This is a genomic window from Tenacibaculum litoreum (assembly GCF_964513915.1).
Classification (GTDB): Bacteria; Bacteroidota; Bacteroidia; order Flavobacteriales; family Flavobacteriaceae; genus Polaribacter; species Polaribacter litoreum.
Genome location: NZ_CAZEQS010000002.1, coordinates 168,668 through 193,528, shown reverse-complemented (window position 1 = coordinate 193,528; position 24,861 = coordinate 168,668). Strand labels below are relative to the sequence as shown.

27 protein-coding genes are annotated in these 24,861 nt (G+C 31.8%); 12 read left to right on the top strand and 15 right to left on the bottom strand.

The window, feature by feature from the left end; translation table 11 throughout:
* Positions 1 to 2: 2 nt before the first annotated feature.
* From rpsI to ACKTTR_RS02070, 10 genes are all read left to right on the top strand, one after another.
* Positions 3 to 389, top strand: coding sequence for a 30S ribosomal protein S9 (rpsI, locus tag ACKTTR_RS02115; protein WP_028892298.1), 387 nt, complete (start codon positions 3 to 5; stop codon positions 387 to 389).
* A gap of 142 nt (positions 390 to 531) precedes the next feature.
* Positions 532 to 1,278 carry a 30S ribosomal protein S2 gene (gene rpsB / locus ACKTTR_RS02110; RefSeq protein ID WP_125065928.1) on the top strand — a complete coding sequence of 249 codons (747 nt, stop codon included), beginning with the start codon at positions 532 to 534 and terminating at the stop codon, positions 1,276 to 1,278.
* 92 nt (positions 1,279 to 1,370) lie between these two features.
* Positions 1,371 to 2,339: a translation elongation factor Ts gene (gene tsf / locus ACKTTR_RS02105; protein WP_408026301.1), complete on the top strand. Its 969-nt coding sequence runs from the start codon at positions 1,371 to 1,373 to the stop codon at positions 2,337 to 2,339.
* 120 nt (positions 2,340 to 2,459) lie between these two features.
* Positions 2,460 to 3,056 (top strand): RDD family protein, encoded by a 597-nt coding sequence (locus ACKTTR_RS02100; RefSeq protein ID WP_408026300.1) that lies wholly within the window; start codon positions 2,460 to 2,462, stop codon positions 3,054 to 3,056.
* A 90-nt stretch (positions 3,057 to 3,146) separates the two neighbouring features.
* Positions 3,147 to 3,857: a UMP kinase gene (gene pyrH, locus ACKTTR_RS02095; protein ID WP_408026299.1), complete on the top strand. Its 711-nt coding sequence runs from the start codon at positions 3,147 to 3,149 to the stop codon at positions 3,855 to 3,857.
* Positions 3,858 to 3,905: 48 nt separating this feature from the next.
* A complete protein-coding gene (frr, locus tag ACKTTR_RS02090) occupies positions 3,906 to 4,460 on the top strand; it encodes a ribosome recycling factor (protein ID WP_408026298.1) in 555 nt (184 codons plus the stop codon).
* Between the two features lie 96 nt (positions 4,461 to 4,556).
* Entirely contained in the window at positions 4,557 to 6,920 is a 2,364-nt protein-coding gene (locus tag ACKTTR_RS02085; protein WP_408026297.1) for an efflux RND transporter permease subunit, read from the top strand.
* A gap of 162 nt (positions 6,921 to 7,082) precedes the next feature.
* Positions 7,083 to 8,516 (top strand): asparagine--tRNA ligase, encoded by a 1,434-nt coding sequence (asnS, locus tag ACKTTR_RS02080; RefSeq protein ID WP_408026296.1) that lies wholly within the window; start codon positions 7,083 to 7,085, stop codon positions 8,514 to 8,516.
* Positions 8,517 to 8,599: 83 nt separating this feature from the next.
* Positions 8,600 to 10,063: an RNA polymerase factor sigma-54 gene (rpoN, locus tag ACKTTR_RS02075; RefSeq protein ID WP_408026295.1), complete on the top strand. Its 1,464-nt coding sequence runs from the start codon at positions 8,600 to 8,602 to the stop codon at positions 10,061 to 10,063.
* Positions 10,063 to 10,662 (top strand): hypothetical protein, encoded by a 600-nt coding sequence (locus ACKTTR_RS02070; RefSeq protein ID WP_408026294.1) that lies wholly within the window; start codon positions 10,063 to 10,065, stop codon positions 10,660 to 10,662. Before rpoN ends, ACKTTR_RS02070 begins: the two co-directional genes overlap by 1 nt.
* Here ACKTTR_RS02070 and ACKTTR_RS02065 read toward each other — a convergent pair.
* From ACKTTR_RS02065 to ACKTTR_RS02040, 6 genes are all read right to left on the bottom strand, one after another.
* A complete protein-coding gene (locus ACKTTR_RS02065; protein WP_408026293.1) occupies positions 10,657 to 11,325 on the bottom strand; it encodes a porin family protein in 669 nt (222 codons plus the stop codon). The genes ACKTTR_RS02070 and ACKTTR_RS02065 overlap by 6 nt on opposite strands.
* A gap of 86 nt (positions 11,326 to 11,411) precedes the next feature.
* Positions 11,412 to 11,882 carry an ExbD/TolR family protein gene (locus tag ACKTTR_RS02060; RefSeq protein WP_099215733.1) on the bottom strand — a complete coding sequence of 157 codons (471 nt, stop codon included), beginning with the start codon at positions 11,880 to 11,882 and terminating at the stop codon, positions 11,412 to 11,414.
* 17 nt (positions 11,883 to 11,899) lie between these two features.
* Positions 11,900 to 12,526 (bottom strand): ExbD/TolR family protein, encoded by a 627-nt coding sequence (locus ACKTTR_RS02055; RefSeq protein WP_330489295.1) that lies wholly within the window; start codon positions 12,524 to 12,526, stop codon positions 11,900 to 11,902.
* A gap of 6 nt (positions 12,527 to 12,532) precedes the next feature.
* Positions 12,533 to 12,970 (bottom strand): hypothetical protein, encoded by a 438-nt coding sequence (locus ACKTTR_RS02050; protein WP_408026292.1) that lies wholly within the window; start codon positions 12,968 to 12,970, stop codon positions 12,533 to 12,535.
* A gap of 9 nt (positions 12,971 to 12,979) precedes the next feature.
* The gene (locus ACKTTR_RS02045; RefSeq protein WP_121146257.1) at positions 12,980 to 13,693 is read right to left on the bottom strand and encodes a MotA/TolQ/ExbB proton channel family protein; all 714 of its coding nucleotides are present in this window, start codon (positions 13,691 to 13,693) and stop codon (positions 12,980 to 12,982) included.
* Between the two features lie 252 nt (positions 13,694 to 13,945).
* Positions 13,946 to 14,977 carry an asparaginase gene (locus ACKTTR_RS02040; protein WP_408026291.1) on the bottom strand — a complete coding sequence of 344 codons (1,032 nt, stop codon included), beginning with the start codon at positions 14,975 to 14,977 and terminating at the stop codon, positions 13,946 to 13,948.
* Positions 14,978 to 15,071: 94 nt separating this feature from the next.
* Between ACKTTR_RS02040 and ACKTTR_RS02035 the strand changes: the two genes are divergently transcribed.
* Positions 15,072 to 15,770: a zinc metallopeptidase gene (locus ACKTTR_RS02035; RefSeq protein ID WP_408026290.1), complete on the top strand. Its 699-nt coding sequence runs from the start codon at positions 15,072 to 15,074 to the stop codon at positions 15,768 to 15,770.
* A gap of 114 nt (positions 15,771 to 15,884) precedes the next feature.
* On the opposite strand, the gene lepA is transcribed toward ACKTTR_RS02035, so the two are convergent.
* The 4 genes from lepA to ACKTTR_RS02015 form a co-directional block, all read right to left on the bottom strand.
* Complete coding sequence (gene lepA, locus ACKTTR_RS02030) at positions 15,885 to 17,681, bottom strand: translation elongation factor 4 (RefSeq protein WP_408026289.1); 1,797 nt, start codon at positions 17,679 to 17,681, stop codon at positions 15,885 to 15,887.
* A gap of 99 nt (positions 17,682 to 17,780) precedes the next feature.
* Complete coding sequence (locus ACKTTR_RS02025) at positions 17,781 to 17,978, bottom strand: hypothetical protein (RefSeq protein WP_133537986.1); 198 nt, start codon at positions 17,976 to 17,978, stop codon at positions 17,781 to 17,783.
* A gap of 10 nt (positions 17,979 to 17,988) precedes the next feature.
* The gene (locus tag ACKTTR_RS02020; RefSeq protein ID WP_408026288.1) at positions 17,989 to 19,380 is read right to left on the bottom strand and encodes a radical SAM protein; all 1,392 of its coding nucleotides are present in this window, start codon (positions 19,378 to 19,380) and stop codon (positions 17,989 to 17,991) included.
* Positions 19,361 to 20,113 carry a prolipoprotein diacylglyceryl transferase gene (locus ACKTTR_RS02015; protein ID WP_408026287.1) on the bottom strand — a complete coding sequence of 251 codons (753 nt, stop codon included), beginning with the start codon at positions 20,111 to 20,113 and terminating at the stop codon, positions 19,361 to 19,363. Before ACKTTR_RS02015 ends, ACKTTR_RS02020 begins: the two co-directional genes overlap by 20 nt.
* Positions 20,114 to 20,178: 65 nt before the next feature.
* On the opposite strand from ACKTTR_RS02015, the gene dusB reads away from it, so the two are divergent.
* The gene (gene dusB / locus ACKTTR_RS02010) at positions 20,179 to 21,180 is read left to right on the top strand and encodes a tRNA dihydrouridine synthase DusB (RefSeq protein WP_408026286.1); all 1,002 of its coding nucleotides are present in this window, start codon (positions 20,179 to 20,181) and stop codon (positions 21,178 to 21,180) included.
* A 16-nt stretch (positions 21,181 to 21,196) separates the two neighbouring features.
* Here dusB and ACKTTR_RS02005 read toward each other — a convergent pair whose 3' ends face one another.
* Genes ACKTTR_RS02005 through ACKTTR_RS01985 form a run of 5 tightly spaced genes read right to left on the bottom strand, consistent with a single transcriptional unit; the run spans position 21,197 to position 24,820 of the window.
* Positions 21,197 to 22,399: an ABC transporter permease gene (locus ACKTTR_RS02005; RefSeq protein ID WP_408026285.1), complete on the bottom strand. Its 1,203-nt coding sequence runs from the start codon at positions 22,397 to 22,399 to the stop codon at positions 21,197 to 21,199.
* Between the two features lie 38 nt (positions 22,400 to 22,437).
* Positions 22,438 to 22,833 (bottom strand): 30S ribosome-binding factor RbfA, encoded by a 396-nt coding sequence (gene rbfA / locus ACKTTR_RS02000; protein ID WP_121146264.1) that lies wholly within the window; start codon positions 22,831 to 22,833, stop codon positions 22,438 to 22,440.
* 21 nt (positions 22,834 to 22,854) lie between these two features.
* On the bottom strand, positions 22,855 to 23,502 hold the full coding sequence (locus ACKTTR_RS01995; protein ID WP_099215718.1) for a response regulator transcription factor: 648 nt from the start codon (positions 23,500 to 23,502) through the stop codon (positions 22,855 to 22,857).
* Between the two features lie 50 nt (positions 23,503 to 23,552).
* On the bottom strand, positions 23,553 to 24,302 hold the full coding sequence (locus ACKTTR_RS01990; RefSeq protein WP_408026284.1) for a sensor histidine kinase: 750 nt from the start codon (positions 24,300 to 24,302) through the stop codon (positions 23,553 to 23,555).
* The gene (locus ACKTTR_RS01985) at positions 24,275 to 24,820 is read right to left on the bottom strand and encodes a hypothetical protein (RefSeq protein WP_408026283.1); all 546 of its coding nucleotides are present in this window, start codon (positions 24,818 to 24,820) and stop codon (positions 24,275 to 24,277) included. The genes ACKTTR_RS01990 and ACKTTR_RS01985 overlap by 28 nt, the downstream gene beginning before the upstream one ends.
* Positions 24,821 to 24,861 lie beyond the last annotated feature (41 nt).

Sequence of the window (24,861 nt, the reverse complement as noted above, 5' to 3'; positions counted from 1 at the left end):
TTATGGAAACTGTACACAAAATAGGTAGAAGAAAAACAGCTGTTGCTCGTGTTTATGTTTCTCAAGGAAGTGGAAACATCACTATCAACAAAAGAGAGTTTAAAAACTATTTCACTACACCAACTTTACAATACAAAGTTCAACAACCTTTAATGTTAACTGAAAACTTAGAGGCTTACGACATTAAAGTAAACGTATACGGTGGTGGTGTTACTGGTCAAGCTGAAGCTATTCGTTTAGCAATTACTAGAGCATTAGTATCTATCAACGAAGAAAACAAAGCTGTATTAAAGCCAGAAGGATTATTAACTCGTGATCCAAGAATGGTTGAACGTAAGAAATTCGGTCAGAAGAAAGCACGTAAGAAATTCCAGTTCTCTAAACGTTAATATTTTACTGAACTTGTTTCAGTATTTAAATGTTTCGAGACTGTTATTTATAAATTAATTTTTAACAGTTTAGTATCTAAATATTTCAGACTTAATAACTACTGAAATATTGCGAAAACAGAACGTAAACACATTTATTAAAATGGCAAACATTCAAGAATTATTAGAAAGTGGTGTTCACTTTGGACACTTAACTAGAAAGTGGAACCCTAACATGGCTCCATACATTTATACAGAACGTAATGGTGTTCACATCATCGATTTGTACAAAACTTCAGCTAAAATTGACGAAGCTTCTGCTGCGTTACAAAAAATAGCTAACTCAGGACGTAAAATCTTATTCGTTGCAACAAAAAAGCAAGCTAAAGATATCGTTGCTGAAAAAGCTAAAGCTGTAAACATGCCATATATTACTGAGCGTTGGCCAGGTGGTATGTTAACAAACTTCGTTACTATCCGTAAAGCCGTTAAGAAAATGACTTCTATTGATAGAATGAAGACTGATGGTTCTTTTGATGCATTATCTAAAAGAGAAAAATTACAAATTACTCGTCAACGTGAAAAATTAGAAAAGAACTTAGGTTCAATTTCTGATATGACTCGTTTACCAGGAGCTTTATTTGTAATTGATGTAAAGAAAGAACACATTGCTGTTGCTGAAGCACAAAAATTAAACATTCCAATCTTTGCAATGGTTGATACAAACTCGGATCCAAGACCAATCGATTTTGTAATCCCTGCAAATGATGATGCTTCTAAATCTATCGATAAAGTATTATCGTATGTAACTGATGCAATTGCTGAAGGCTTAACTGAAAGAAAAGCTGATAAAGAAAAAGCTAAAGCTGAAAAAACAGCTGACGCTCCAGCAAAAGAAGAAGCAAAATAATTTTTTAATTTAAAGGTTTCATTACATTGGAACCTTTAAATTTTTACAACTTTGTACAACAATATATTTACAACTAAAAAATAACGATAGAAATGTCAGTAAAAATTAGCGCTGCAGACGTAAAGAAATTAAGAGAAACTACCGGAGCTGGTATGATGGATTGTAAAAAAGCATTAGTAGAAGCTGAAGGTGATTTTGATAAAGCTATTGAAATTTTACGTAAAAAAGGACAAAAGATTGCTGCTAAAAGAGCAGATCGTGAGTCTACTGAAGGTGTGGCAATCACTAAAATTAGCGATGACAACACATATGGTGTTGCTATCGTATTAGCATGTGAAACAGATTTCGTAGCTAAAAACGATTCATTCAAAGCTTTAGCGCAAGAATTTGTTGACATCGCTTTTAACCACAAAACAAAAGAGGAGTTCTTAGCTGCTGATTTTGGTGGTGTAACTGTTGCTGAAAAATTAATCGAGCAAACAGGAGTTATCGGTGAAAAAATCGATATCACTGCTTTCGAAAGAATTGAAGCACCATACGTAGGAGCTTATACTCACGTTGGTAAAATTGCTGCAATGGTTGGTTTAACTGCTACTGTAGATAACGCTGCTGAGTTAACTAAAGATTTAGCTATGCAAGCTGCTTCAATGGGAGCAAGTACTTTATCTTACAAAGATTTTGATCCTGCGTTTGTAGCTTCTGAAACTGAAGCTAGAATTGCTGCTATCAAAAAAGATAACGAAGAGTTAGTACGTTTAGGTAAAACTTTAAAGAACGTTCCTCAATTCGTTTCTCGTTTACAGTTAACTGATGAAGCTATAGCTAAAGCTGAAGAAGAAGCTAAAGAGCAATTAAAAGCTGAAGGTAAACCAGAACAAATCTGGGACAAAATCTTACCAGGTAAAATGGAAAGATTTATCTCTGACAATACAACTTTAGATCAAGAACAATGTTTATTAGATCAAAAGTTTATTAAAGACGAAAAGAAAACTGTTGCAGAATATGTTTCTTCTTACGGTGATGTTGAAGTTAAAAACTTCGTAAGAGTTACTTTAGGATAATTCTCAACAACGATTTTATATGAAACCATCCATTTTTTGGATGGTTTTTTTATACAACTAATTTAGATTCATTTTCAACTCAATTTTAAATACATTAGCACTTCATCAAAAAAAACAGCTATGACAAGAGAAGAACATTTAAAATTTTGTAAAATTTGTAATAATCAAAAATTCGATAGTCAAAAAGGAATTATTTGCGGGCTAAGAAACTCTATTGCAGATTTTGAAGATACTTGTGAATCATTCGACGAAAACACACAGCTAAAAGAAAAACTTTTAGCAAAAAATAGTGAAAACGAATTAAGCAATCAAACTGCTAGTCAAGGTACGCGTTTTGCCAATTATCTTCTTGACAGAATATTTATATTAATAATCAGCTTTTTCTTAGGCTTTATACTTACTCTTCTCCTTACTATTATTTCTCCTAACTCTGCTGGGTATTTTGAGCAAATGGGAAAACTGGAAGAATTTGTATGGGGATTTATCATAGGAATGTTCTACTACTCTTTTTTTGAAGCTTTAACTGGTAGATCGATTGCTAAGTTTATAACAGGAACAAAAGTTGTTGATGAAAATGGTAACAAACCTACATTTGACGCAATACTATTAAGATCATTATGTAGATATATCCCTTTTAATGCTTTCTCTTTTTTAGGATCTGATGCTGTTGGTTGGCATGATTCTTTTTCAAAAACTCGTGTCATTAAAGTTAAGTAATAAAGAGTAACACTATAGTCACCCTCCTACATTTTCAGCATAAAACTCTCAAAAAAAATATGTAGCTTTGCACAACTTTCAACAAAACAAATGCAATACAAAAGAATTCTTTTAAAATTAAGTGGTGAGGCACTAATGGGTGAACGTCAATATGGAATTGACCCAAACAGACTTAAAGAGTATGCCCAAGAGATAAAACAAGTTTTAGATAAAGGAGTAGAAATAGCCATTGTTATTGGTGGTGGAAATATTTTTAGAGGAGTTGCTGGTGCTAGCCAAGGTATGGATCGTGTACAAGGTGATCACATGGGAATGCTAGCTACTTGTATTAATGGGTTAGCTTTACAAAGTGCCTTAGAAGATCAAGGAATTCACACTCGTTTACAAACTGCAATTGAAATTAAAGAAATTGCAGAACCTTATATAAAACGTCGTGCTAACCGTCATTTGGAAAAAGGGCGTGTTGTAATTTTTGGTGGAGGAACAGGAAATCCGTATTTTACAACCGATACAGCAGCTGTATTAAGGGCTATTGAAATTAATGCTGATGCTATTTTAAAAGGTACTCGCGTTGATGGTATTTACACAGCAGATCCTGAAAAGGATAAAGATGCAGTTAAATATAAAAACATTACTTTTAAAGACGTTATAGAAAAAGGCTTAAAAGTAATGGATATGACAGCTTTTACTTTGAGTGAAGAAAACAAATTACCAATTATTGTTTTTGATATGAACAAGCAAGGAAACTTATTAAAACTTGTTTCTGGAGAAAATATTGGAACAATAGTTGACAACGAATAAATCGAAAAATTACCCTCAACCTATTTGAGGTTTTTAAATACGAACAAAATGAACGAAGAGATTGATTTTATTTTAGATTCGACTAAAGAGGCAATGGATAAAGCTATTAGCCACTTAGAAAAAGAATTAGTAGGTATTAGAGCTGGTAGAGCTACTCCTGCTATGTTAAGTACAATTATGGTAGATTACTACGGTTCTCAAACGCCATTATCACAAGTAGCAAACGTAAATACTCCTGATGCTAGAACTATATCTGTTCAGCCTTGGGAAAAAAATATGTTACAAGAAATCGAAAAAGCTATTATGCTTGCAAACATCGGTTTCAATCCTATGAATAATGGAGAAAATATTATAATTAATGTTCCTCCGTTAACAGAAGAGCGTCGTAAAGGATTAGCAAAACAAGCAAAAGCTGAAGCTGAACACGCTAAAGTAGGAGTTCGTAATGCCCGTAAAGATGCTAATAACGAAATTAAAAAAGTTGATATTTCTGACGACATGAAGAAAAATGCTGAAGCTGAAGTTCAGAAATTAACTGATGATTATGTGAAAATAATCGACGAAAAGTATACTGTTAAAGAAAAAGAAATTATGACTGTATAATTTCTTTTAAGAAATAGTTAAAAAAGAGCGTCATATGACGCTCTTTTTTTCGTTTAATTAATTCATTTAACATAACTTTGCTGAAATTTTTTTTGGATGACTTTTTGGACTAAAATCGCAGGGTTCTTATTGCGAAATCGTTACTTAGTTTTAATTACTATTGCTATAATTACAGGGCTTTTAGTCACTCAGATGAAATATATGCGCTTCTCCTATACAGAAGCCAATTTACTTCCTACCGATCATGAGGTAAACATTGAATACAACAAGTTCTTAGAAATTTTTGGCGAAGAAGGTAATCTCATCATCTTAGGCGTAAAAGATTCTACAATATTTACACCTGCTAAATTTAATGCATGGAATAAACTTGTTAAAGATTTAGATAGCTTACCACAAGTAGACTTTACCGTTTCTATTGCTGATGTTCAACAATTAAAAGCAGACAGGAAACAAAGAAAATTTGTTGTTGAACCACTTTTTGAAGAGGCTCCTTCAACCGATAAAGAAATAAAAAATATAAAGAAGCAACTTTTTGAAAAGCTTCCGTTTTATAACAACCTACTATACAACGACAAGGGTACTTTACAAACAGCTATTTATTTAAATAAAGACATTGTAAATACACCTATACGTAAGGATTTTGTTTTTGATGTGTTAATCCCAACCATAAACTCTTTTGAAAAAGACCATAAAATAGATGTTCATGTTTCTGGTATGCCTTACATCAGAACCTTAAACTCTCAGAACATTACTGATGAAATGGGAATTTTTGTTATTGGTGCATTATTAATAACTGCCATTATCTTTTTCTTCTTTTTCCGTTCATTTAGAGCAACTTTTATTACGTTACTTGTAGTAAGTATTGGAGTAACTTGGGCTTTTGGTTTTATGGGGTTATTCCGCTATGAAATTACTGTATTATCTGCTTTAATTCCACCATTAATTATTGTAATTGGTGTACCTAACGCAGTTTTTTTAATTAATAAGTATCAGCAAGAAGTAAAAAAACACGGAAACCAAGCAAAATCATTACAACGAGTAATTTCAAAAGTTGGAAATGCCACTTTAATGACCAACATTACTACCGCTTCTGGTTTTGCTACTTTTATATTTGTTAAAAGTAGACTTATGCGTGAGTTTGGTGTTTTAGCCTCAGTAAACATCATAAGTATTTTTATTCTGGCATTATTAATCATTCCAATTATATATAGTTTTATGCCTCTTCCGGAGAAAAAACATTTAAACCATTTAGAAAAAAAATGGATGGGTAATGTTGTCTCTTGGATGGAACGCATGGTAAAAAAACAAAGAATTGCTATTTATATCACAACTGTTTCTATAATCATTTTAAGTATGATTGGGCTATACATGATTCGCGTATCAGGTAGTTTGATTGAAGACATGCCTAAAGGAAAACAGTTTTATAAAGACATTAAGTTTTTTGAGTATGAGTTTGGAGGGATTATGCCTCTAGAAATTTTAATTGACACCAAGAAAGAGAAAGGTGTTATGAAGCTTTCTACTTTAAAAAAGATGGAAAAACTCAATGAAACTATTGAAACTTTTCCTGAATTATCCAAGCCTATTTCTATCACAAACCTTGTAAAATACTCAAAACAGGCTTACTATAACGGAAACCCTAAATATTATCAACTTCCAACAAGTCAAGAAAAGAGTTACATTTTTTCATATACTAAAAACTCAAATAGTAACTCTGGAATGCTAAAAAACTTTGTAGACAGTACTGGTCGTTATGCACGTATCACTACCTTTATGAAAGATATTGGTACCGATAAAATGGATATCATCCAAGAACGACTACAAGCTGTAATCAATAAGCAATTTCCTGATGAAAAATTTGATGTTTCATTAACAGGGAAAGCATTAGTATTTTTGAAAGGAACTAACTATTTAATTAAAAACTTAGTTATTTCACTATCGTTGGCTATTATATTAATTTCAATTTTTATGGCGTGGATGTTCCGTTCGCCTCAAATGATATTAATCTCACTAATTCCTAACATGCTTCCGTTATTAATTACTGGTGGGTTAATGGGATTCTTTGATATACCTATAAAGCCTTCAACAATTTTAGTATTTAGTATTGCTTTCGGTATTTCGGTAGATGATACTATTCACTTCCTAGCTAAATATAGGCAAGAGCTACTGGCCAATAACTGGAAAATAAAACCTGCTGTATACTCAGCATTAAGAGAAACTGGAGTAAGTATGTTCTATACTTCAATAGTCCTTTTCTTCGGTTTCTTAGTATTTACTGTTTCAAGTTTTGGTGGTACTATCGCATTAGGAGGTTTGGTTTCAATTACATTATTATTAGCCATGGTTTCAAACTTACTATTGTTACCTTCTCTCCTACTTTCGTTTGAAAAGAAAATAGCAAACAAAAAAGTTTTAAAAGAAACTAAGTTTAAAATATTGCCTCCAAAAGAAGATAAGTAAATCTAATTGATACCAAATATTCAAAGCAACCATATTGTTTAAAATGATTGTTTTTCCTATTAAAGTTAACCTATAAAAGTTAACTCTTTATTCTTGTGTCTCTTTATTGCTAATTAACAGCAAAAAAGTATCTTTGCTTGATTTTATTGAAGATATAAAGACATGAAAAGAAGTAGCGTTAAAGATTTATTACAATCTGACAAATTTTTACAAGAAGTACACGTAAAAGGGTGGGTAAGAACTTTTAGAAGCAATCGTTTTATTGCTCTAAATGATGGTTCTACTATTAATAATATTCAGTGTGTTGTAGATTTTGAAAATACCAACGAAACTTTATTAAAAAGAATAAATACTGGAGCTGCTGTTAGTATCCAAGGTACTTTGGTTGAAAGTCAAGGTAAAGGACAAACAGTAGAAGTTCAAGTAAGTAATTTAGAAATTTTAGGAGATTCAAATCCTGATGAGTATCCAATCCAGCCTAAAAAACATAGTTTAGAATTCCTACGTGAAAATGCACATTTACGTGTAAGAACCAATACTTTTAGTGCTGTAATGCGTTTACGTTCTGCATTATCATTTGCAGTACATCAATATTTCCAACAAAATGGGTTTTACTATGTAAACACCCCAATTATTACTGGTTCTGATGCTGAAGGTGCTGGTGAGATGTTTAAAGTAACTCAATTTGAAGCAAACAAAGCTCCTGTAAACGAAGAGGGAGAAATTGATTATTCAAAAGATTTCTTTGGAAAAGAAACTAACCTAACAGTTTCTGGTCAGTTAGAAGGTGAAACCTACGCTATGGCATTAGGTAAAATATATACTTTCGGACCTACTTTTAGAGCTGAAAACTCAAATACAACTCGCCACTTAGCAGAATTCTGGATGATTGAACCAGAAGTAGCTTTTAACGACTTGGACGCTAATATGGATCTTTCTGAAGACTTTATTAAATATGTACTACAATATATATTAGATAACTGTAAAGATGATTTAGCTTTTTTAGATAATCGCTTGGCACAAGAGGAAAAAACAAAACCTCAAGCACAACGTAGTGAAATGGGCTTGATTGAAAAATTAAAATTTGTTGTAGATAACAACTTTAAACGTGTAAGCTACACAGAAGCAATTGATATTTTAAGAAACTCTAAGCCTAATAAAAAGAAGAAATTTCAATTCCCTGTTAACGAATGGGGTGTTGATTTACAATCAGAACACGAGCGTTATTTAGTTGAAAAACACTTTAAATGTCCTGTGATTTTATTCGATTATCCAGCAAATATAAAAGCATTTTACATGCGTTTAAATGAAGATGGTAAAACAGTACGTGCTATGGATGTTTTATTTCCTGGAATTGGAGAAATGGTAGGAGGTTCTGAAAGAGAAGAACGCTTAGATGTTTTAAAAGAAAAAATGGCAGAGCTTAATATTCCTGAGGAAGAATTATGGTGGTATTTGGATACTCGTAAATTTGGTACAGCAGTACACTCTGGCTTTGGTTTAGGTTTTGAGCGTTTAGTTTTATTCGCAACTGGAATGAGCAATATTCGTGATGTAATTCCATTTCCAAGAACACCTCAAAACGCTGAGTTCTAAAAAAATCATAAAACTTATAAATATCAATCGTCATTCCTTTACGAATGGCGATTTTTTTTGTCCTATTTCATATCTTTGTATATATGCTAAAACAAAGTTTACATCAAAAATTACTTCAAAAATTATCTCCACAACAAATACAGTTGATGAAGTTAATTCAATTGCCTACGCAAGCTTTTGAAGAGCGTTTGAAACAAGAAATTGAAGAAAATCCCGCATTAGATACTGGTAAAGACGAACCTGAAAATTTTGAGGATACTTTAGCCAATGATGTTGATTATGACGATTCGGGTAATGAAAAAATAGATGCTGAAGATATAAACATTGATGAGTATTTAAGCGATGATGAATACCCTAGTTATAAAACGCAAACCAACAACTATTCTTCAGACGATGAAGACAAGCAAATTCCTTATGCAGCCGGTACTAGTTTTCATCAATCTTTAAAAAATCAATTAAATACTTTTAGAATTGATGAAGAAGAACGAGCTATTGCTGAATTTTTAGTGGGTAGTATTGATGATAGCGGTTATATTCGTAGAGATATTATAGATCTAGTTGATGACTTAGCTTTTACCCAAAATGTTTTTACGAATGAGGAAAAGGTACAAGATGTTTTGGTAAATGTTGTTCAAAAGTTAGACCCTACTGGTGTTGGTGCTTTAAATTTAAAAGAGTGTTTAATTATTCAATTAAAAGCTAAATCTGAAAATGAAAGTAGAGCATTAGCAATAAGAATTTTAGAAGAAGCTTTTGATCATTTTGTTAAAAAACACTACAAGAAACTTCTAGAAAAATTCAATATTTCTGAAGAACAATTAAAAGATGTTATTAGCGAAATAAGCAAACTAAACCCAAAACCTGGAAGTTCTTACGCTGGAAATAATAAAATTGCAGAGCAAATTGTTCCTGATTTTTCAATTAAAATTATTGATGGTAACTTAGATTTAACTTTAAATGCTCGTAACGCTCCAGAATTGCATGTTTCCAGAGAATATAACAATATGCTAAAAGGGTATCAAGACTCTAAAGAGAAAACTAAATCTCAAAAAGATGCTGTACTCTTTATAAAGCAAAAACTAGATGCGGCAAAGTGGTTTATTGATGCTATAAAACAACGCCAACAAACACTTTTAGTGACTATGAATGCGATTATGCATCGTCAAGAAGAATATTTTTTAACTGGTGATGAGCGTAAGTTAAAACCTATGATTTTAAAGGATATTGCTGACGAAATTGGCATGGATGTATCAACTGTTTCTCGTGTTGCTAGCAGCAAATATGTTTCTACACCTTATGGTACAAAATTGATTAAGGAATTCTTTTCTGAATCGATGAAAAACGACCAAGGAGAAGATGTTTCAACTAGAGAAATTAAGAAAATTTTAGAAACTGTAATTAAAGAGGAAGACAAGCGAAAACCTCTTACCGATGAAAAATTATCTAAAATTTTAAAAGAAAAAGGATACCCTATTGCTAGAAGAACAGTTGCTAAATATCGTGAACAATTAGACATTCCTGTCGCAAGATTACGTAAAGAAATTTAATGCGCTGGCATAAATTCATATCAACTATTCTTCATCCTATTGTAATGCCTACTATAGGGATTATATTGTATTTTCTACTTTCACCAATAAGTTTAAACAAACAACAACAATACACAATATTGGCAATAGTTTTTGTTGCTACATACCTTATTCCTATGCTTTTGCTAGTTTTCTTAAAGTCTATTGGTTATATAAAATCTTTTCGAGTACATAGTATCAACGAAAGAAAGTTCCCTATTTTCTTTATGATGACTTTATTTTTGATTTTAGGAAAAATGTTTGCTAGTATGAGTATAGTAAAAGACATTAGCTACCTATTTTACGGAACTGTATTTGGTTTAGGGCTGATTTATTTACTATTTCCTTTTAAAATTAAAGGGAGCCTTCATTTATTATCAATGGGAGTTGCTGTTGGCTACTTCTTATTATTCCAACAAATACAAACTGTTTATATATTACCTATTATTATAGCTTTTATTTTTTTAGCTGGCCTTCTTGCAAGCTCCAGATTGCATTTAAAAGCTCATAAAGTAAGAGAAGTCTACTTAGGTTTTTTTATTGGCTTATTTAGCCCTTTCATTGCTTATTATATATTATAGTAGATAAAAGCTTAAACCAAGTTTAACTATTTTACTATCTATTGATTTTCCATTTAGAGTTACATTCTTAAACATTCGTGACAATCCGTAATATACATGGAAATTAAATGTACCATAACCTGCTGACAAGGTTAGACCTGTTTGCCATTTATTGTAGTTTTCAACGTTTGAAAAACTAACTTGTCCTGTTGGTGAATTGTATCGAAAGCTATTACTTATGTTATAAGAAACTTTAAAACCTGCATAAAAACGCCAAAATGAATACGTATTTGCATCTGAAGATCGCCATCTAAACTGAATAGGCATTTCTAAATTGTGAAGTTTTATTTTATTGGATGATATATTAGGATCAGTTTCATACTCTTTTACGTTTCCTTCTAATACTTTTAATTCATGACTAAATGAATCATAGTTATATCCTAACCCAATGGCTATAGCTGTTTTTCCTTTTCTATTCAAAGGTATATCTTTCATATAACCTAACCCTAACCCGTATGAGAATCCTGTTCTACCCAATTCTTCAGGTTGATCTTGTAATAAGTTATATGTAATATCAATATACAACTGATCTTCCCAATACTTATCACCTAACTGTAAAGAATCTTTCTGACAAAAAACACTTAAAGACAGAAAAAACATTAAAAAACTTACGATGTACTTCATAGATAATTATCTAACGATAAATATACTTTTTTTGTATAAAAAAAGAGCAATCTAATGATTGCTCTTTTTGTTTTATTTAAAAGTAATTACTTCTTAATAACATCTCCTTTATGAGTAGATAAACTTAATTTAAGAGCGTTAACATCTCTTAATTTCTCACGAATATCGGCTAATGTACCTACACTCGACTCTCTATCTGCTTTTATTGAAGTTGTCATAAAAGGTACTTCGGCTTCAGAAACATTATCTCTTTCAAGATAAATGAACGACGGTACTTCATCTGGAGTAGCTATTTTGTCGTTTAATTGTATTCTATTATATCCTGTACCATACTTTGGGTCTTTAGCTTTACCAACATAAATTGTACTCACTAAACTTTTACGTTCAAGTTTTTTTACCTCACTTGCGCTTGGTAAACGAGGTGAATCAATCTGTAAATCTGTTTCTCTCATGGTAGTAGTTACCATAAAGAAGAATAATAACATGAAAACAATATCTGGTAAAGATGCCGTAGATACAGCTGGCAATCCTTTTTTCTTCTTTTTAAATTTAGACATACTCTATTGTTTTACTATTATTGAACATTTGTTGGGTCTGTATCAGAAATAATTTGAGGGTAACTCGCCTTAATATCTTCAACTTTCTTTCTTAATGACTCATCTTTTCTTGCGCTGTCTTTAAAAGCTTGTTCTAATTCAGTAAAGCTCATACCATATTTTTCTTGGCATAATCTATTACGTAACTCTGTATAAGCTCTTAACAACTCATTTTGTACAGCAACATAAGTACCATACTCAGTTCCTCTATCACTCTCAACAGAGATTACTGCTTTAGTTGGATGATCTGATGATTCAGGATCCTTATCACCTTTACAGTAATTACAAGTAGTTCCTGCTTCCATTCCTGGCATTGGATTACCAATACCCCCACCATTATCAATAAATTTCATAGCCGCATCTTTTAAGTCTTTCAACTCCATCACCTGATCTTCAACTAAAAGTTGATTATTTCGGTTGATACTAACTTGAAAAATATTTTTTTCTTTAATAATTGGTGGTTTTACATCAGTCTTTTCAGCTAACTTTTTAGGGATACCTGAATCAACATCCATTGTAGTTGTTACAAGGAAAAAGATAAGTAGCAAGAAGGCAATATCTGCCATCGAACCTGCATTAATTTCTGGGTTTTCTCTTCTTGCCATACTAACTTACGATTTAACGATTCCTTTTAATAAATCCCAAACAAAGAATGCACCAGCTATTCCTCCTAAGAAAATGCTGTATGTAATTCCTGTTCCTACCCATTTAGATGTACTCCCTTGAGCTGCTAACTCTCCTCCGTCTGCTCCGATTACTTGTGCATCTGAAGATAAGAAATAAGAAACAGCAAAAAGAACTGCTAATGCTAAAACACCTAATAATACTTTTTTTAATGCTGCAGGATTTTTAAACATCCCCCACATTGAGGCTAATACTGCAGTCACTACCACTCCAATCAATAACCAAAAAGAATAAGTTACTAAAGGAGATACGGCGCTTGATACAGCCTCTACATCTTCTTTATCTATTCTTGCTACATTTAAGAACAATGCAGCACCGATAAGTGAAATTGCAGCTACTAGTAATGTTAATATTTTACTATTCATATTGATTGATTATTTTTTATACTTAGCTAATAAATCGATTAAAGAGATAGATGCGTCTTCCATGTTGTTAACGATACTATCAATCTTCGAAATAATGTAGTTATAGAAAATTTGTAAAATAATCGCTACGATAAGACCAAATACTGTTGTTAATAATGCAATTTTAATACCACCTGCTACTACGGCTGGAGAAATATCGTTTGCTACAGCAATTCTATCAAATGCATCAATCATACCAATTACAGTTCCCATGAATCCTAACATTGGTGCTAAAGCGATAAATAAAGATAACCAAGAAACGTTTTTCTCTAATAATCCCATTTGTACTCCACCGTATCCTACAACAGCTTTTTCAGCAGCATCTAATCCTTCATCAGCTCTTTCTAAACCTTGGTAAAAGATAGAGGCAACAGGACCTTTTGTATTTCTACAAACTTCTTTAGCAGCTTCTACACCACCTGAACTTAATGCTTCGTCAACGCTAGCTACTAATTTTTTAGTATTAGTTGTAGCCATGTTTAAATAAATAATTCTTTCAATTGCAATAGCTAAACCTAAAATTAAGGCTACCAATACAATTCCCATAAACTTAGGGTCTCCTTCAATAAAACGTTGCTTTAACTCTTGGTGAAAAGTTTTCTCAGCTTCTTGAGCATAAGTTGATTGAATAGCTCCTAAAAACATAAATCCTGTAATAGTTAGGATATTTACTACTTTTTTCATTTTGTTATAATTAATTTTAAATAGTTAACGGGTTAAAAATACAAATTTTACTATGAATATCTTATTTTTTTACAAATAAGTAATTCTTTACTTGTACTTATTACGCTTTTAATTTTACAGAGTGGCAAGTAACAAAAAAATGTTGGTACATTAAAAAAAATCTATAGGATTTCTATTAACCACACCTTTTTTAACTCTTTTCTATAGTATTTCAAGCAGTTACAAACACAAAATTAACGATTTATTTACAAACTAAGCCATTTCTCCTCTAAGAGGTGTTTGAAAATAATGCGTAAATTCTTCTTTTGAAAGCTTTTCTCCTAACAAATACATCATTTTAGCTATGGCTGTTTCTGTTGTAATATCCTTACCATCAACAATACCAATACGTTTTAATTCCGAACTTGTTTCATAATGTCCTAAAATTACACTTCCTCCTTTACATTGAGTTACATTAACAATGTAAATTCCTTTATTTACTGATTCTTCCAACAAATCAACAAACCATTTTTCGGTTGGAGCATTTCCTGATCCATAGGTTTCTAAAATAATTCCTTTTAAATCTGGAATATTCATAAAACTTTTAACTACAGATTCTGTTATACCAGGAAATAACTTTAAAATGGCTACATGATTATCTAAATTCTTTCTTACTACTAAATCTTTTTTATCTCCCTCTGGCTTAAGTAGTAATGGGTAATTAAAATTTAAATGCACACCACTTTCTGCTAAGGGTGGATAATTCATAGAAGCAAAAGCTTCGAATTGTTCAGCATTTATTTTTGTAGTTCTATTTGCTCTATATAATTTATATTCAAAATATAATCCTACTTCTTGAATTACTGGTTTACCATTTTCATAGGCTGATGCAACCTGTATAGAAGTAATTAAATTTTCTTTGGCATCTGTTCGTAAATCTCCAATAGGCAATTGTGATCCTGTAAAAATTACAGGCTTTTGTAAGTTTTCAAACATAAAACTTATTGCAGATGATGTATACGACATAGTATCTGACCCTGTTAACACAACAAACCCGTCAAACTTGTCATAATTATCAGAGATTATTTCTGCTATTTGTATATAATAATCCACACTCATGTTAGAAGAATCAATAGGTTCGTCAAACGATATCGTATTGATTTCACAATTCAGCTGCTGTAATTCTGGAATTTTGCTTGATATTTGACTAAAATCAAAAGCTTTTAGTGCTCCTGTATTATAGTCTTTAACCATACCAATAGTTCCTCCTGTGTAAACTATTAAAATTTTAGGTTGATTTGTCATTTTGACATTTTTTTATACCGTTAATAATTTGGAATAATTTATGTTGTAAATTTAACCAACAAAAATGATACAAAATTTTAAAACTATATAGATTATGATAGGATTTTATATTCTAATTGGTATTATATCTCTTTTCAGTTGGTTAGTGAGTAATACATTAAAAAGCAAGTTTAAAAAATACTCTCAAGTTCATTTACGAAATGGAATGAGTGGTGCTGAAATTGCTCAAAAAATGCTAGCTGACCATGGAATTTCTGATGTACAGGTAATATCCACACCAGGTAGATTAACGGATCATTATAATCCACAAAACAAAACTGTAAACTTAAGTGAAGCTGTATATAATCAACGAAATGCTGCCGCTGCTGCAGTTGCTGCACACGAGGTAGGACATGCTGTACAGCATGCTAGAGCTTATCAATACCTACAAATGCGATCTAAACTGGTACCTATGGTAAGTATTACTTCTCGTTTTTCTCAATGGATGGTGATTGGTGGTATTGCTTTTGGTGCTGCTTCTGGTAGTACAGGTATTGGCTTTTATATTGCACTAGCTGGTTTAGCTTTTATGGCTTTAGGTACTATTTTTAGTTTTATAACTTTACCTGTTGAATATGATGCAAGTAATAGAGCCTTAGCTTGGTTAGAAAATAAAAACATGGTTACTCGTGAAGAACTAGCTGGGTCTAAAGATGCTTTAAAATGGGCTGCAAGAACGTATTTGGTAGCTGCTCTAGGTTCTTTAGCAATGTTATTATATTGGGCTTTGCAAGTTTTAGGAAATAGAGATTAAAATTCAATGTAACAATTTGGAAATTTGATAATCTAATATAAAATCACCGTTTTGATTTCATCAAAACGGTGATTTTTCTATGTTCTTGTCACTCTATTCTAGTTTCTAAAAAAACTAGTCATTCAACTTCAATACCGCCATAAACGCTTGCTGTGGAATTTCTACATTTCCTACTTGGCGCATGCGTTTTTTACCTTTTTTCTGCTTTTCTAAAAGCTTACGTTTACGAGAAATATCTCCTCCGTAACATTTTGCAGTTACATCTTTACGTAAAGCTTTTACAGTTTCACGAGCAATAATTTTTGCTCCAATTGCTGCTTGAATAGGAATATCAAATTGTTGTCGCGGAATCAGTTCTTTTAACTTCTCACATATACGTTTTCCTATTGAATACGCATTACTATCATGTAATAAAGCTGAAAGCGCATCAACGATTTGTCCATTAAGTAACATATCTACACGAACTAACTTCGATTTTTGCATTCCTATTGGATGGTAATCGAACGACGCATATCCTTTAGATACGGTTTTTAACCTATCGTAAAAGTCAAAAACGATTTCTGCCAATGGCATATCAAAAATTAACTCCACTCTCTCTGGAGTTAAATAGGTTTGATTTACAATTTGTCCGCGTTTTTCAATACAAAGCGACATTACTTGTCCTACGAAATCAGCCTTTGTAATGATTGAAGCTTTAATAAATGGCTCTTCTACTCTATCTAATTTTGAAGGATCTGGTAAATCTGATGGGTTATTTACTATAATAACTTCATCAGGGTTTTTCTTCGTGAATGCATGGTAACTTACGTTAGGAACCGTAGTAATTACCGTCATATTAAATTCACGTTCTAGACGCTCTTGAATAATTTCCATGTGTAACATACCTAAGAATCCACATCGGAAACCAAACCCAAGTGCTGCTGAACTTTCTGGTTGAAATACCAAGGAAGCATCATTTAATTGCAGCTTTTCCATTGAAGCGCGTAACTCCTCATAATCTTCAGTATCTACAGGGTAAATTCCTGCGAATACCATTGGTTTTACATCTTCAAACCCTTCAATTCTATCAGTAGTTGGATTTGCAAAATCGGTAATAGTATCTCCTACTTTTACTTCCTTTGCTGCTTTAATTCCTGTAATTAAATACCCTACATCACCTGTTTTAATCTCATTTTTTACAACTTGGCTTAGTTTTAAAGTTCCAACCTCATCGGCTCCATACTGTCTACCAGTAGCCATAAACTTTATTTGTTGATTCTTTTTGATAGAACCATCAATTACTCTAAAGTAGGTTTCAATTCCACGATACGAATTGTATACTGAATCGAAAATCAATGCTTTTAAAGGTGCATCAGGATTCCCACTAGGTGCAGGAATTTTTTCAATAATTGCCTTTAAGATATTATCTACTCCAAAACCTGTTTTTCCACTTGCGTGAATTACATCCTCTGGCTCACACCCTAATAAATCAACAATATCATCTGTTACCTCCTCTGGGTTTGCTGAAGGTAAATCTACTTTATTTAATACTGGAATAATTTCCAAATCATTTTCTAACGCCAAATACAGGTTAGAAATAGTTTGCGCCTGAATACTTTGTGCCGCATCTACAATTAATAATGCTCCTTCACATGCTGCAATAGAACGAGAAACTTCATAAGAAAAATCTACGTGACCTGGAGTATCGATTAAGTTTAGAATATAATTTTCTCCTTCATAAACATAATCCATTTGGATAGCATGCGATTTAATGGTAATACCTCGTTCACGCTCTAAATCCATATTGTCTAACAACTGGTTTTGCTTTTCACGCTCGGTAACCGATCCTGTAAAATCTAACAATCTATCGGCAAGAGTACTCTTACCATGATCAATATGTGCAATAATGCAAAAATTTCTTATGTTCTTCATTCGTCGTATTCTAACTACTTGTAATTTGCAAAGATACTTTATTTGCAGGGTACTACAAACAAAATAAATAGCGAAAATTAAACATCTTCTTTAACTTATTTAACTAAGTACACCACCACATATACCTAATCCGATTATCAGGTACAAAACAGCTAGTATGTAAAATATTTTTGAGGCTGTTTTACTTTTTTTTCTGATAGCTGCGCCAATAACAGCCAATAATACGGGTGGACCAAACATAATTAAGCCTATAATTACGAATAAACCTGAAAGGTCACCTACTTCTAAAAATATCATATTCTTTTTCTTATATTTCTTTTCTTAACTCTTCTAAATACTCTTTTTTATCATCTCTATAAAACAAATTCATTGTTTCAAAAGGAATAATTTTATTGTCTTTGTTTACTATATGTACGCATGATTTTTTTACCGCTCGTACATCAAAATTATAAGCATCAATAAACTGCATGATTATAACTCTAAATAAATTATCGTACCCTAACTCTGGTGCATCAATATTAGGCAGACAACACATTATTGATTTTAAATTTTCTTCTGCAACTTCAACAGAATTCCCTGTACTGAATAACTCTATCATTTTCCCATGCAATGCTTCATCTTGCTCATAAATTATGGTGTTTTTACTATTATCTAACAAATCATTGGGGTTAATATATCTAGTTAACGGAAAAACTTCTCCTCCCAATTTAAGAGCATATCCCATTACCAAAGCATCAGGATTACAAGGTACTGGAATTAAATCGTCAGCATTAAAAACGTCAGTTTGCTCCATTATTTTTCTTCTTACTTCAGTAAGCGTCATTCTATCAGTTTCAGGATTAAAACTTTCCAACCTTCCTGCTATTTGTGTTGGTTGAAAAGTAACTCCTCTCACACATTTTTGCTGCAAGGCATAATCGATAATTTTCCCTATTTCGTGATCATTTAATCCTTTTTGAAGAGTAACTACTAAAGTTGTTGATAGATTTAACTTATTCAAGTTATCAAGTGCTTGCTTGCGAATACTATTCAAATCTGCTCCTCTCAACTCTCTTAGCACACTATCCTCAAAGGAATCAAACTGTAAGTAAACTTCAAAATCTGGCGTATATGTTTTCAATCGTTCTGCAAAAACAATGTCTTTAGCTATTTTAATTCCGTTAGTATTCAACATTAAATGCCTAATTGGAAGCGATTTTGCGTAATCTAAAATTTCCCAAAACTGTGGATGTATGGTTGGTTCTCCTCCACTGATTTGTACCACATCAGGTTCTTTTTCATTTTTCACCACAGCATCCAACATTGCTTTTACTTCTTCTAATGTTCGATGGCGCCCATAAGTAGGTGATGAACCTGCATAACAAGTAGGGCAAGTTAAGTTACATCTATCGGTAACCTCAACAACGGTTAAACATGAATGTTGTTCATGATCTGGACATAAACCACAATCGTAAGGACATCCATAATCTGTTTTTGTATTAAACGTATAGGGCATCTCACTGGGTTTGTTGTAATTTCTGATGTTTTTATAATATTCAATATCATCTGCTATTAACACTTTTGAGCTCCCATGTTCTCTACAGCGTTTAAGCATATAAACGTTATCATCTTCAAAAACAATTTTTGCATCTACTCTTTTTAAACATTCAGGACATAAGCTCAATGTAAAATCATAGTAGTTATATTTTCTTTCTGGCATTTTTTATTTTTTGAATTATAAATTTCGTGTAATATACATAACAAACTATACATAGTATTTGAATAGTACTTAAACCAAGTATAAAGAAAGTATTTGGTTTTAAAAACTCTATAAAAAAACGAAAACCAAAATAAGCCAACATAAAAAACTTAAAAAGTTCTCCTGATTGTAAAACGTATTCCTTTTGTAGGTATCTTAAACTTATGAATAGTATTATTAAAAACACCAACTCATACAAGGCTATTGGATGTCTTAAAACACCATCCCCTAAATCCATTCCTAAAAAGAATTTAGTTTCTACTCCGTAGGTAAACTCATTTATTCCTGAAAGGAAACATCCAATCCTCCCTATAAAAATCCCCACAATTATTGGAAGCACAAACAAATCACCAGATGACCTTTTTTCTCCAATTATTCTTTTTGCTAATTCAACACCTAACAAACCACCAAATAAACCTCCCATGATTGTTTTAATATTTAAAATCTGAATCATGTTTTTTGTAGAAAAAGTGACTAAAGGATTTTCTAATATCCCAACTAGTCGAGAACCAATTAAAGCTCCAGCTGCAGCCCCTAAAATAATTGACAACCTATTATTAGAAGAAATATAATCTTCTCTTTTCTTACGTAAGAAAACATAATAACGAAAGGCTAAAAAGAATGCTAAATATTCTAAAACAAGATGAATATTAACCATATAACCAAATAAAACAGGTTCAAAAGGTAGTTCCAATAAAAAAGTTTGTGAGTTAAAAAGCGAAATATACGTAATTACTCAAAAAAAAGTAACTTTGCAGCATGGTAAAAATAGGTAACATAGAACTTCCTGATTTTCCGCTGTTATTAGCGCCAATGGAAGATGTGAGTGATCCACCGTTTAGAGCTTTATGTAAAGAAAATGGTGCTGATGTAGTGTATACTGAATTTATTTCTTCGGAAGGATTGATTCGTGATGCAGCTAAAAGTGTAATGAAGCTAGATATTTACGAAAAAGAACGCCCTGTGGGTATTCAAATTTTTGGCGCCAATCTAGAATCTATGTTACGTTCGGTTGAAATTGTTGAAAAAACGAATCCAGATATTATTGATATTAATTTTGGTTGTCCTGTAAAGAAAGTAGTTTCTAAAGGGGCTGGGGCTGGAATTTTAAAAGATATTGACTTAATGGTTTCTCTTACTGAGGCCATGGTTAAACATACTAATTTACCTATTACTGTAAAAACTCGTTTGGGTTGGGACCATGATTCTATTCGAATTATTGAAGTTGCTGAACGTTTGCAAGATGTTGGGTGTAAAGCTATCTCTATTCATGGTCGTACACGTGCTCAAATGTATAAAGGTAATGCTGACTGGGCTCCTATTGCTGAAGTGAAAAATAATCCTAGAATGCATATTCCTGTATTTGGAAATGGGGATGTTGATTCTCCTGAAAAAGCCATGGAAATGCGTGATAAATATGGATTAGATGGTTGTATGATTGGTCGTGCTTCTATTGGATATCCTTGGTTTTTTAATGAGGTAAAACATTATTTTAAAACTGGTGAACATTTATCTAAACCAACAATTTCTGAACGTGTTGATATGGCTCGTCGTCATTTAGAAATGGCTATTGACTGGAAAGGGGAACATCTAGGCGTTGTAGAAACAAGAAGACACTATACAAACTATTTTAAGGGAATTCCTCATTTTAAAGAACACAGAATGAAAATGGTTACTTCTGATGACCCTAAAGATGTTTTTGCTGCTTTTGACGAAGTACAAACTAAGTTTGGTAATGCAACAATTCCTGAAATAGGATAGATGATAGGTTTACGTTTTATCGTTCAATAAAACTTTTTGAAATTCTAGAACTTGCGATTTTTGCTGCTAAATATCCTAAAGCTGAAATTGTAATAACTACTACCAATAAGTTTAACCACTTAAACTCTACTGGATATGCTAGATTTTGTGTAATCATTAACAGCTCAAAACGTTGTTGTATGATTACAAGGATAACACCTAAAACGATTCCTATCCCCATTCCTACAAGTGTTAATAAAAACCCTTGTAGCACAAATATCTTTTTTATATCATCTATACTACTTCCTAAATTAAAAAGAGTTTTTAAGTTTTGACGTTTATCGATAATCATCATAATGATTGATCCTATCACATTAAACAAAGCAATAGCAACAATTAATGTAAAGATTAAATATGAAATAAAGTTTTCTGTATTAATTACTTTATAATACAAAGTATTTAACTGCGCACGAGTTTGCACTTTTAATTCATTTCCTAAAACACTTTGTAAATTCTCTTGAAATGCATCAAGATCTACGTCTTTTTTTAAGCGAAGCTCAACTCCTGTAATTTGGTTATCGTTATATCCTAACAGTTCTTGAGCAAGTGAAGTTTCAGTAAACACATATTTGTTCTGAAATTCTTCCGACCCTGTATATACACCTACTATTTGTGTTGAAACAGATCGAAAAGCATTATTAGCATTAATAAATCCTTTTCCTGGTTTAGGTACTAAAATTTGAAGTGCTTCTCCAAAATTAAAAATCCCTAATGATAATTTATACGATATCCCATACCCTACTACTGCTGTATTCTTATATTCTTCGTCAATCCAAGTTCCTACTGTCAGCAAAGAATCTGTCGGAATAATTTTTGAATAATTAGAGTCTACTCCTTTAATTTGAGCTATATGTTCTTTGTTTTTGTATTTTAAAAACACACGCTCTTCCACTACTTTCGAAGCAGCTTCTATCTCTTTATTTTGCTGTAAAATACTATCTATTTTTTGAGAATACAGAAAAGTCTTCCCCTTAGATGCGGTAATTTTTATATCTGGATCAGAAGCATTAAGTAATGAATCACTAAACGTTTTTAATCCTGAAAAACCAGACAATACAACAAACAAAGCCAAGGTGCCCACTACAACACCAAAAACAGCAATTGCTGTGATTATATTAATTGCATTAGTACTTGTTTTTGAAAACAAGTATCTCTTAGCTATGTATAAAGGGAAGTTCAAGCATTAATAAATTTAGCTAGCCAAAGTAACAAAAATTATTAACGTTTTTGACGACGAGGCAAAACATCTGGATTTTTTATAGGGTCTACGTCTTTTCCTTTTAAAGACTTGTCAATCTCTTCTATATAATCCAAACTATCATCTCCAAAGAACAACAATTCTGGCATTCTTCGTAATTGATTTTTTGTTCGTTGTGCTAATTCATGACGAATTAAAGGTGTATTAGATTTTACTCCTTCAATAATTTCATCTCTTTTTTCAGAAGGGAATACACTTAAGTATACTTTTGCTACTCCTAAATCGGCAGTAACAGAAACTTTAGAAACCGATATAATCACTCCCTTCATTCCATCTTGAGCAGCACGTTGTAAAACGTCTACCAAATCCTGTTGCAACACTCCTGCTATTTTTCGTTGTCTATTTGTTTCTTCCATGTTGCAAATTTAAGCATAAAATTACGGAGTGTAAATTTTATTTTTTATGGCATACATAACTAAGCCCACTCTATTTCTTACATTTAGCTTAGTAAATAAACTATCTCGATAACCGTCTATAGTTTTTGGACTTAAAAACATTTTTTCAGCAATTTCCTTATACGTCAATTCAGAGCATGCTAACTTCATAAAAGTTATTTCATTATCCTTAAACGCTAAGTTATTTCGTGAGTTCTTTCCTGAAACGGAGTCTAATAATAATGTGGTAACATTTTTTGTGTGATAAAATCCGTTATCCATCATTTCTAACAACGCTTTCTCTAGGATTTCTTTTTTAGTATCTTTTAACAAGTACCCTACAGCACCTGCTTTTAACATTTTTAAAATAGTACCGTCAGCATCTTCTACAGACAGCGCCATAACATGAACTTGAGGATAGTTATTTACTATCCATTCTGTAGTCTCAATACCATTCATCACAGGCATATTAACATCAACTAAAACTAAATCTGGTATGTTTTTGGGTGATGCTAAAAACTTCTCTTCAACTTCTTTACCATTTTTGCAAGTGTAAAGCACCTTAAATTTATCAAAAGTATTTACCATACCTTCAATAGCTTGTGACAATAACGTATGATCATCTACAACAACAACTGAGTATTTCATAATTTCATGGGTTATATTGGTTATTAGTTGTTGGGGAAATACACTAAGGTTCTTTAAATATAGTAATTTATTATTAAACTTGTGCCTTTTTGAGGCTCTGACATAAACTTTGTTTCTGCATTAATTAGTTTTGCTCTCGCTTTTATATTCTGCAATCCTAAGCCTTTAAACCTAGCTCTTTCCATGTCAAAACCCACCCCATTATCTTGAGCTTTTACTTCTATTGAGTTTTCCTTATAACTTAAAAAAACTTCTAATTTAGATGCTTTAGAATGCTTTATAGTATTAGAAAAAAACTCTTGAAGGATTCTAAAAATAACTATTCCGTGCTTTTGATTAATCTCTTGTTCTTCTCCTGTAATTGTTAACCTAGCATCAATATAATTTAGCCTATTAAATCGCTCTACTTCTAAATTTAGTGCATCTTTTAGTTTTATATTATTTATAAAATCAGGATTAATAATTTTTGACAGCGCTCTTACTTCCGTTAAGCTTTTTGCTATAATTTCAGATATTTCTCCCATATTTTCAGGAGAAGCGTGTTGTAACTGTATTTTAGCTAAAGTTAGGAGTTGTCCTATATTATCGTGCAACTCCCAACTAATATTCCTTAAAGTCTCTTCTCTTATTTCTATCTGAGCCTCGGCAATCTCTCTTTCGTAACGTTTTTTATTTTTATCTCTTTCTTGCAACAGCTTATTTTTACGACGTTGAAATACCGTAAATAATGTCACTAAAAAAATGATAATAATGACTATTACTATTGTAGTAACTATTAATATTCTACCTTCTTGTTGCTCCATATTAATCCAAAAGATATAATGATATTCATTAAAACAATTAACGAGTGTAAAATCGGTAATAAATCTTTATTTTTCATATAATTCCAAAAACTAAAAAATGGAATTGCTGGCAAATGAAAAACAATAAGCCCTACTGACACCCAAAAAGGCAACAATCTTTTGTAGTTTATTATTTCGTCAGATAATAAGAGTTCTTGTAAATATAAAAAGACTAATACTCCTACATTAAATGAACCTATTATAACTGCATAATTAAAGTAATCTCTATTAACAAAAGTAACACACCAAACAACTACAAGTAAAAACAGAAGGATGTAAGAAAACTTTAAAGTTTTTTTATCCTTTAGAACACTTTTAAAAAGATAAAACAGTGTAAAATATTCAAAAACAGTATAAAAATGATACATCCAAAAATTTGGTTTCTTTATTCTACTTAGATATACCCCCATTAATTCAACTATTAATGTCATTACTAAAAACAGCATCAATAACTTCAAAAAAAGAGTTCTTTTTTTCATATAGAAAAGAATACTTAAGAAAGCTACGACGAGCTGAGAAT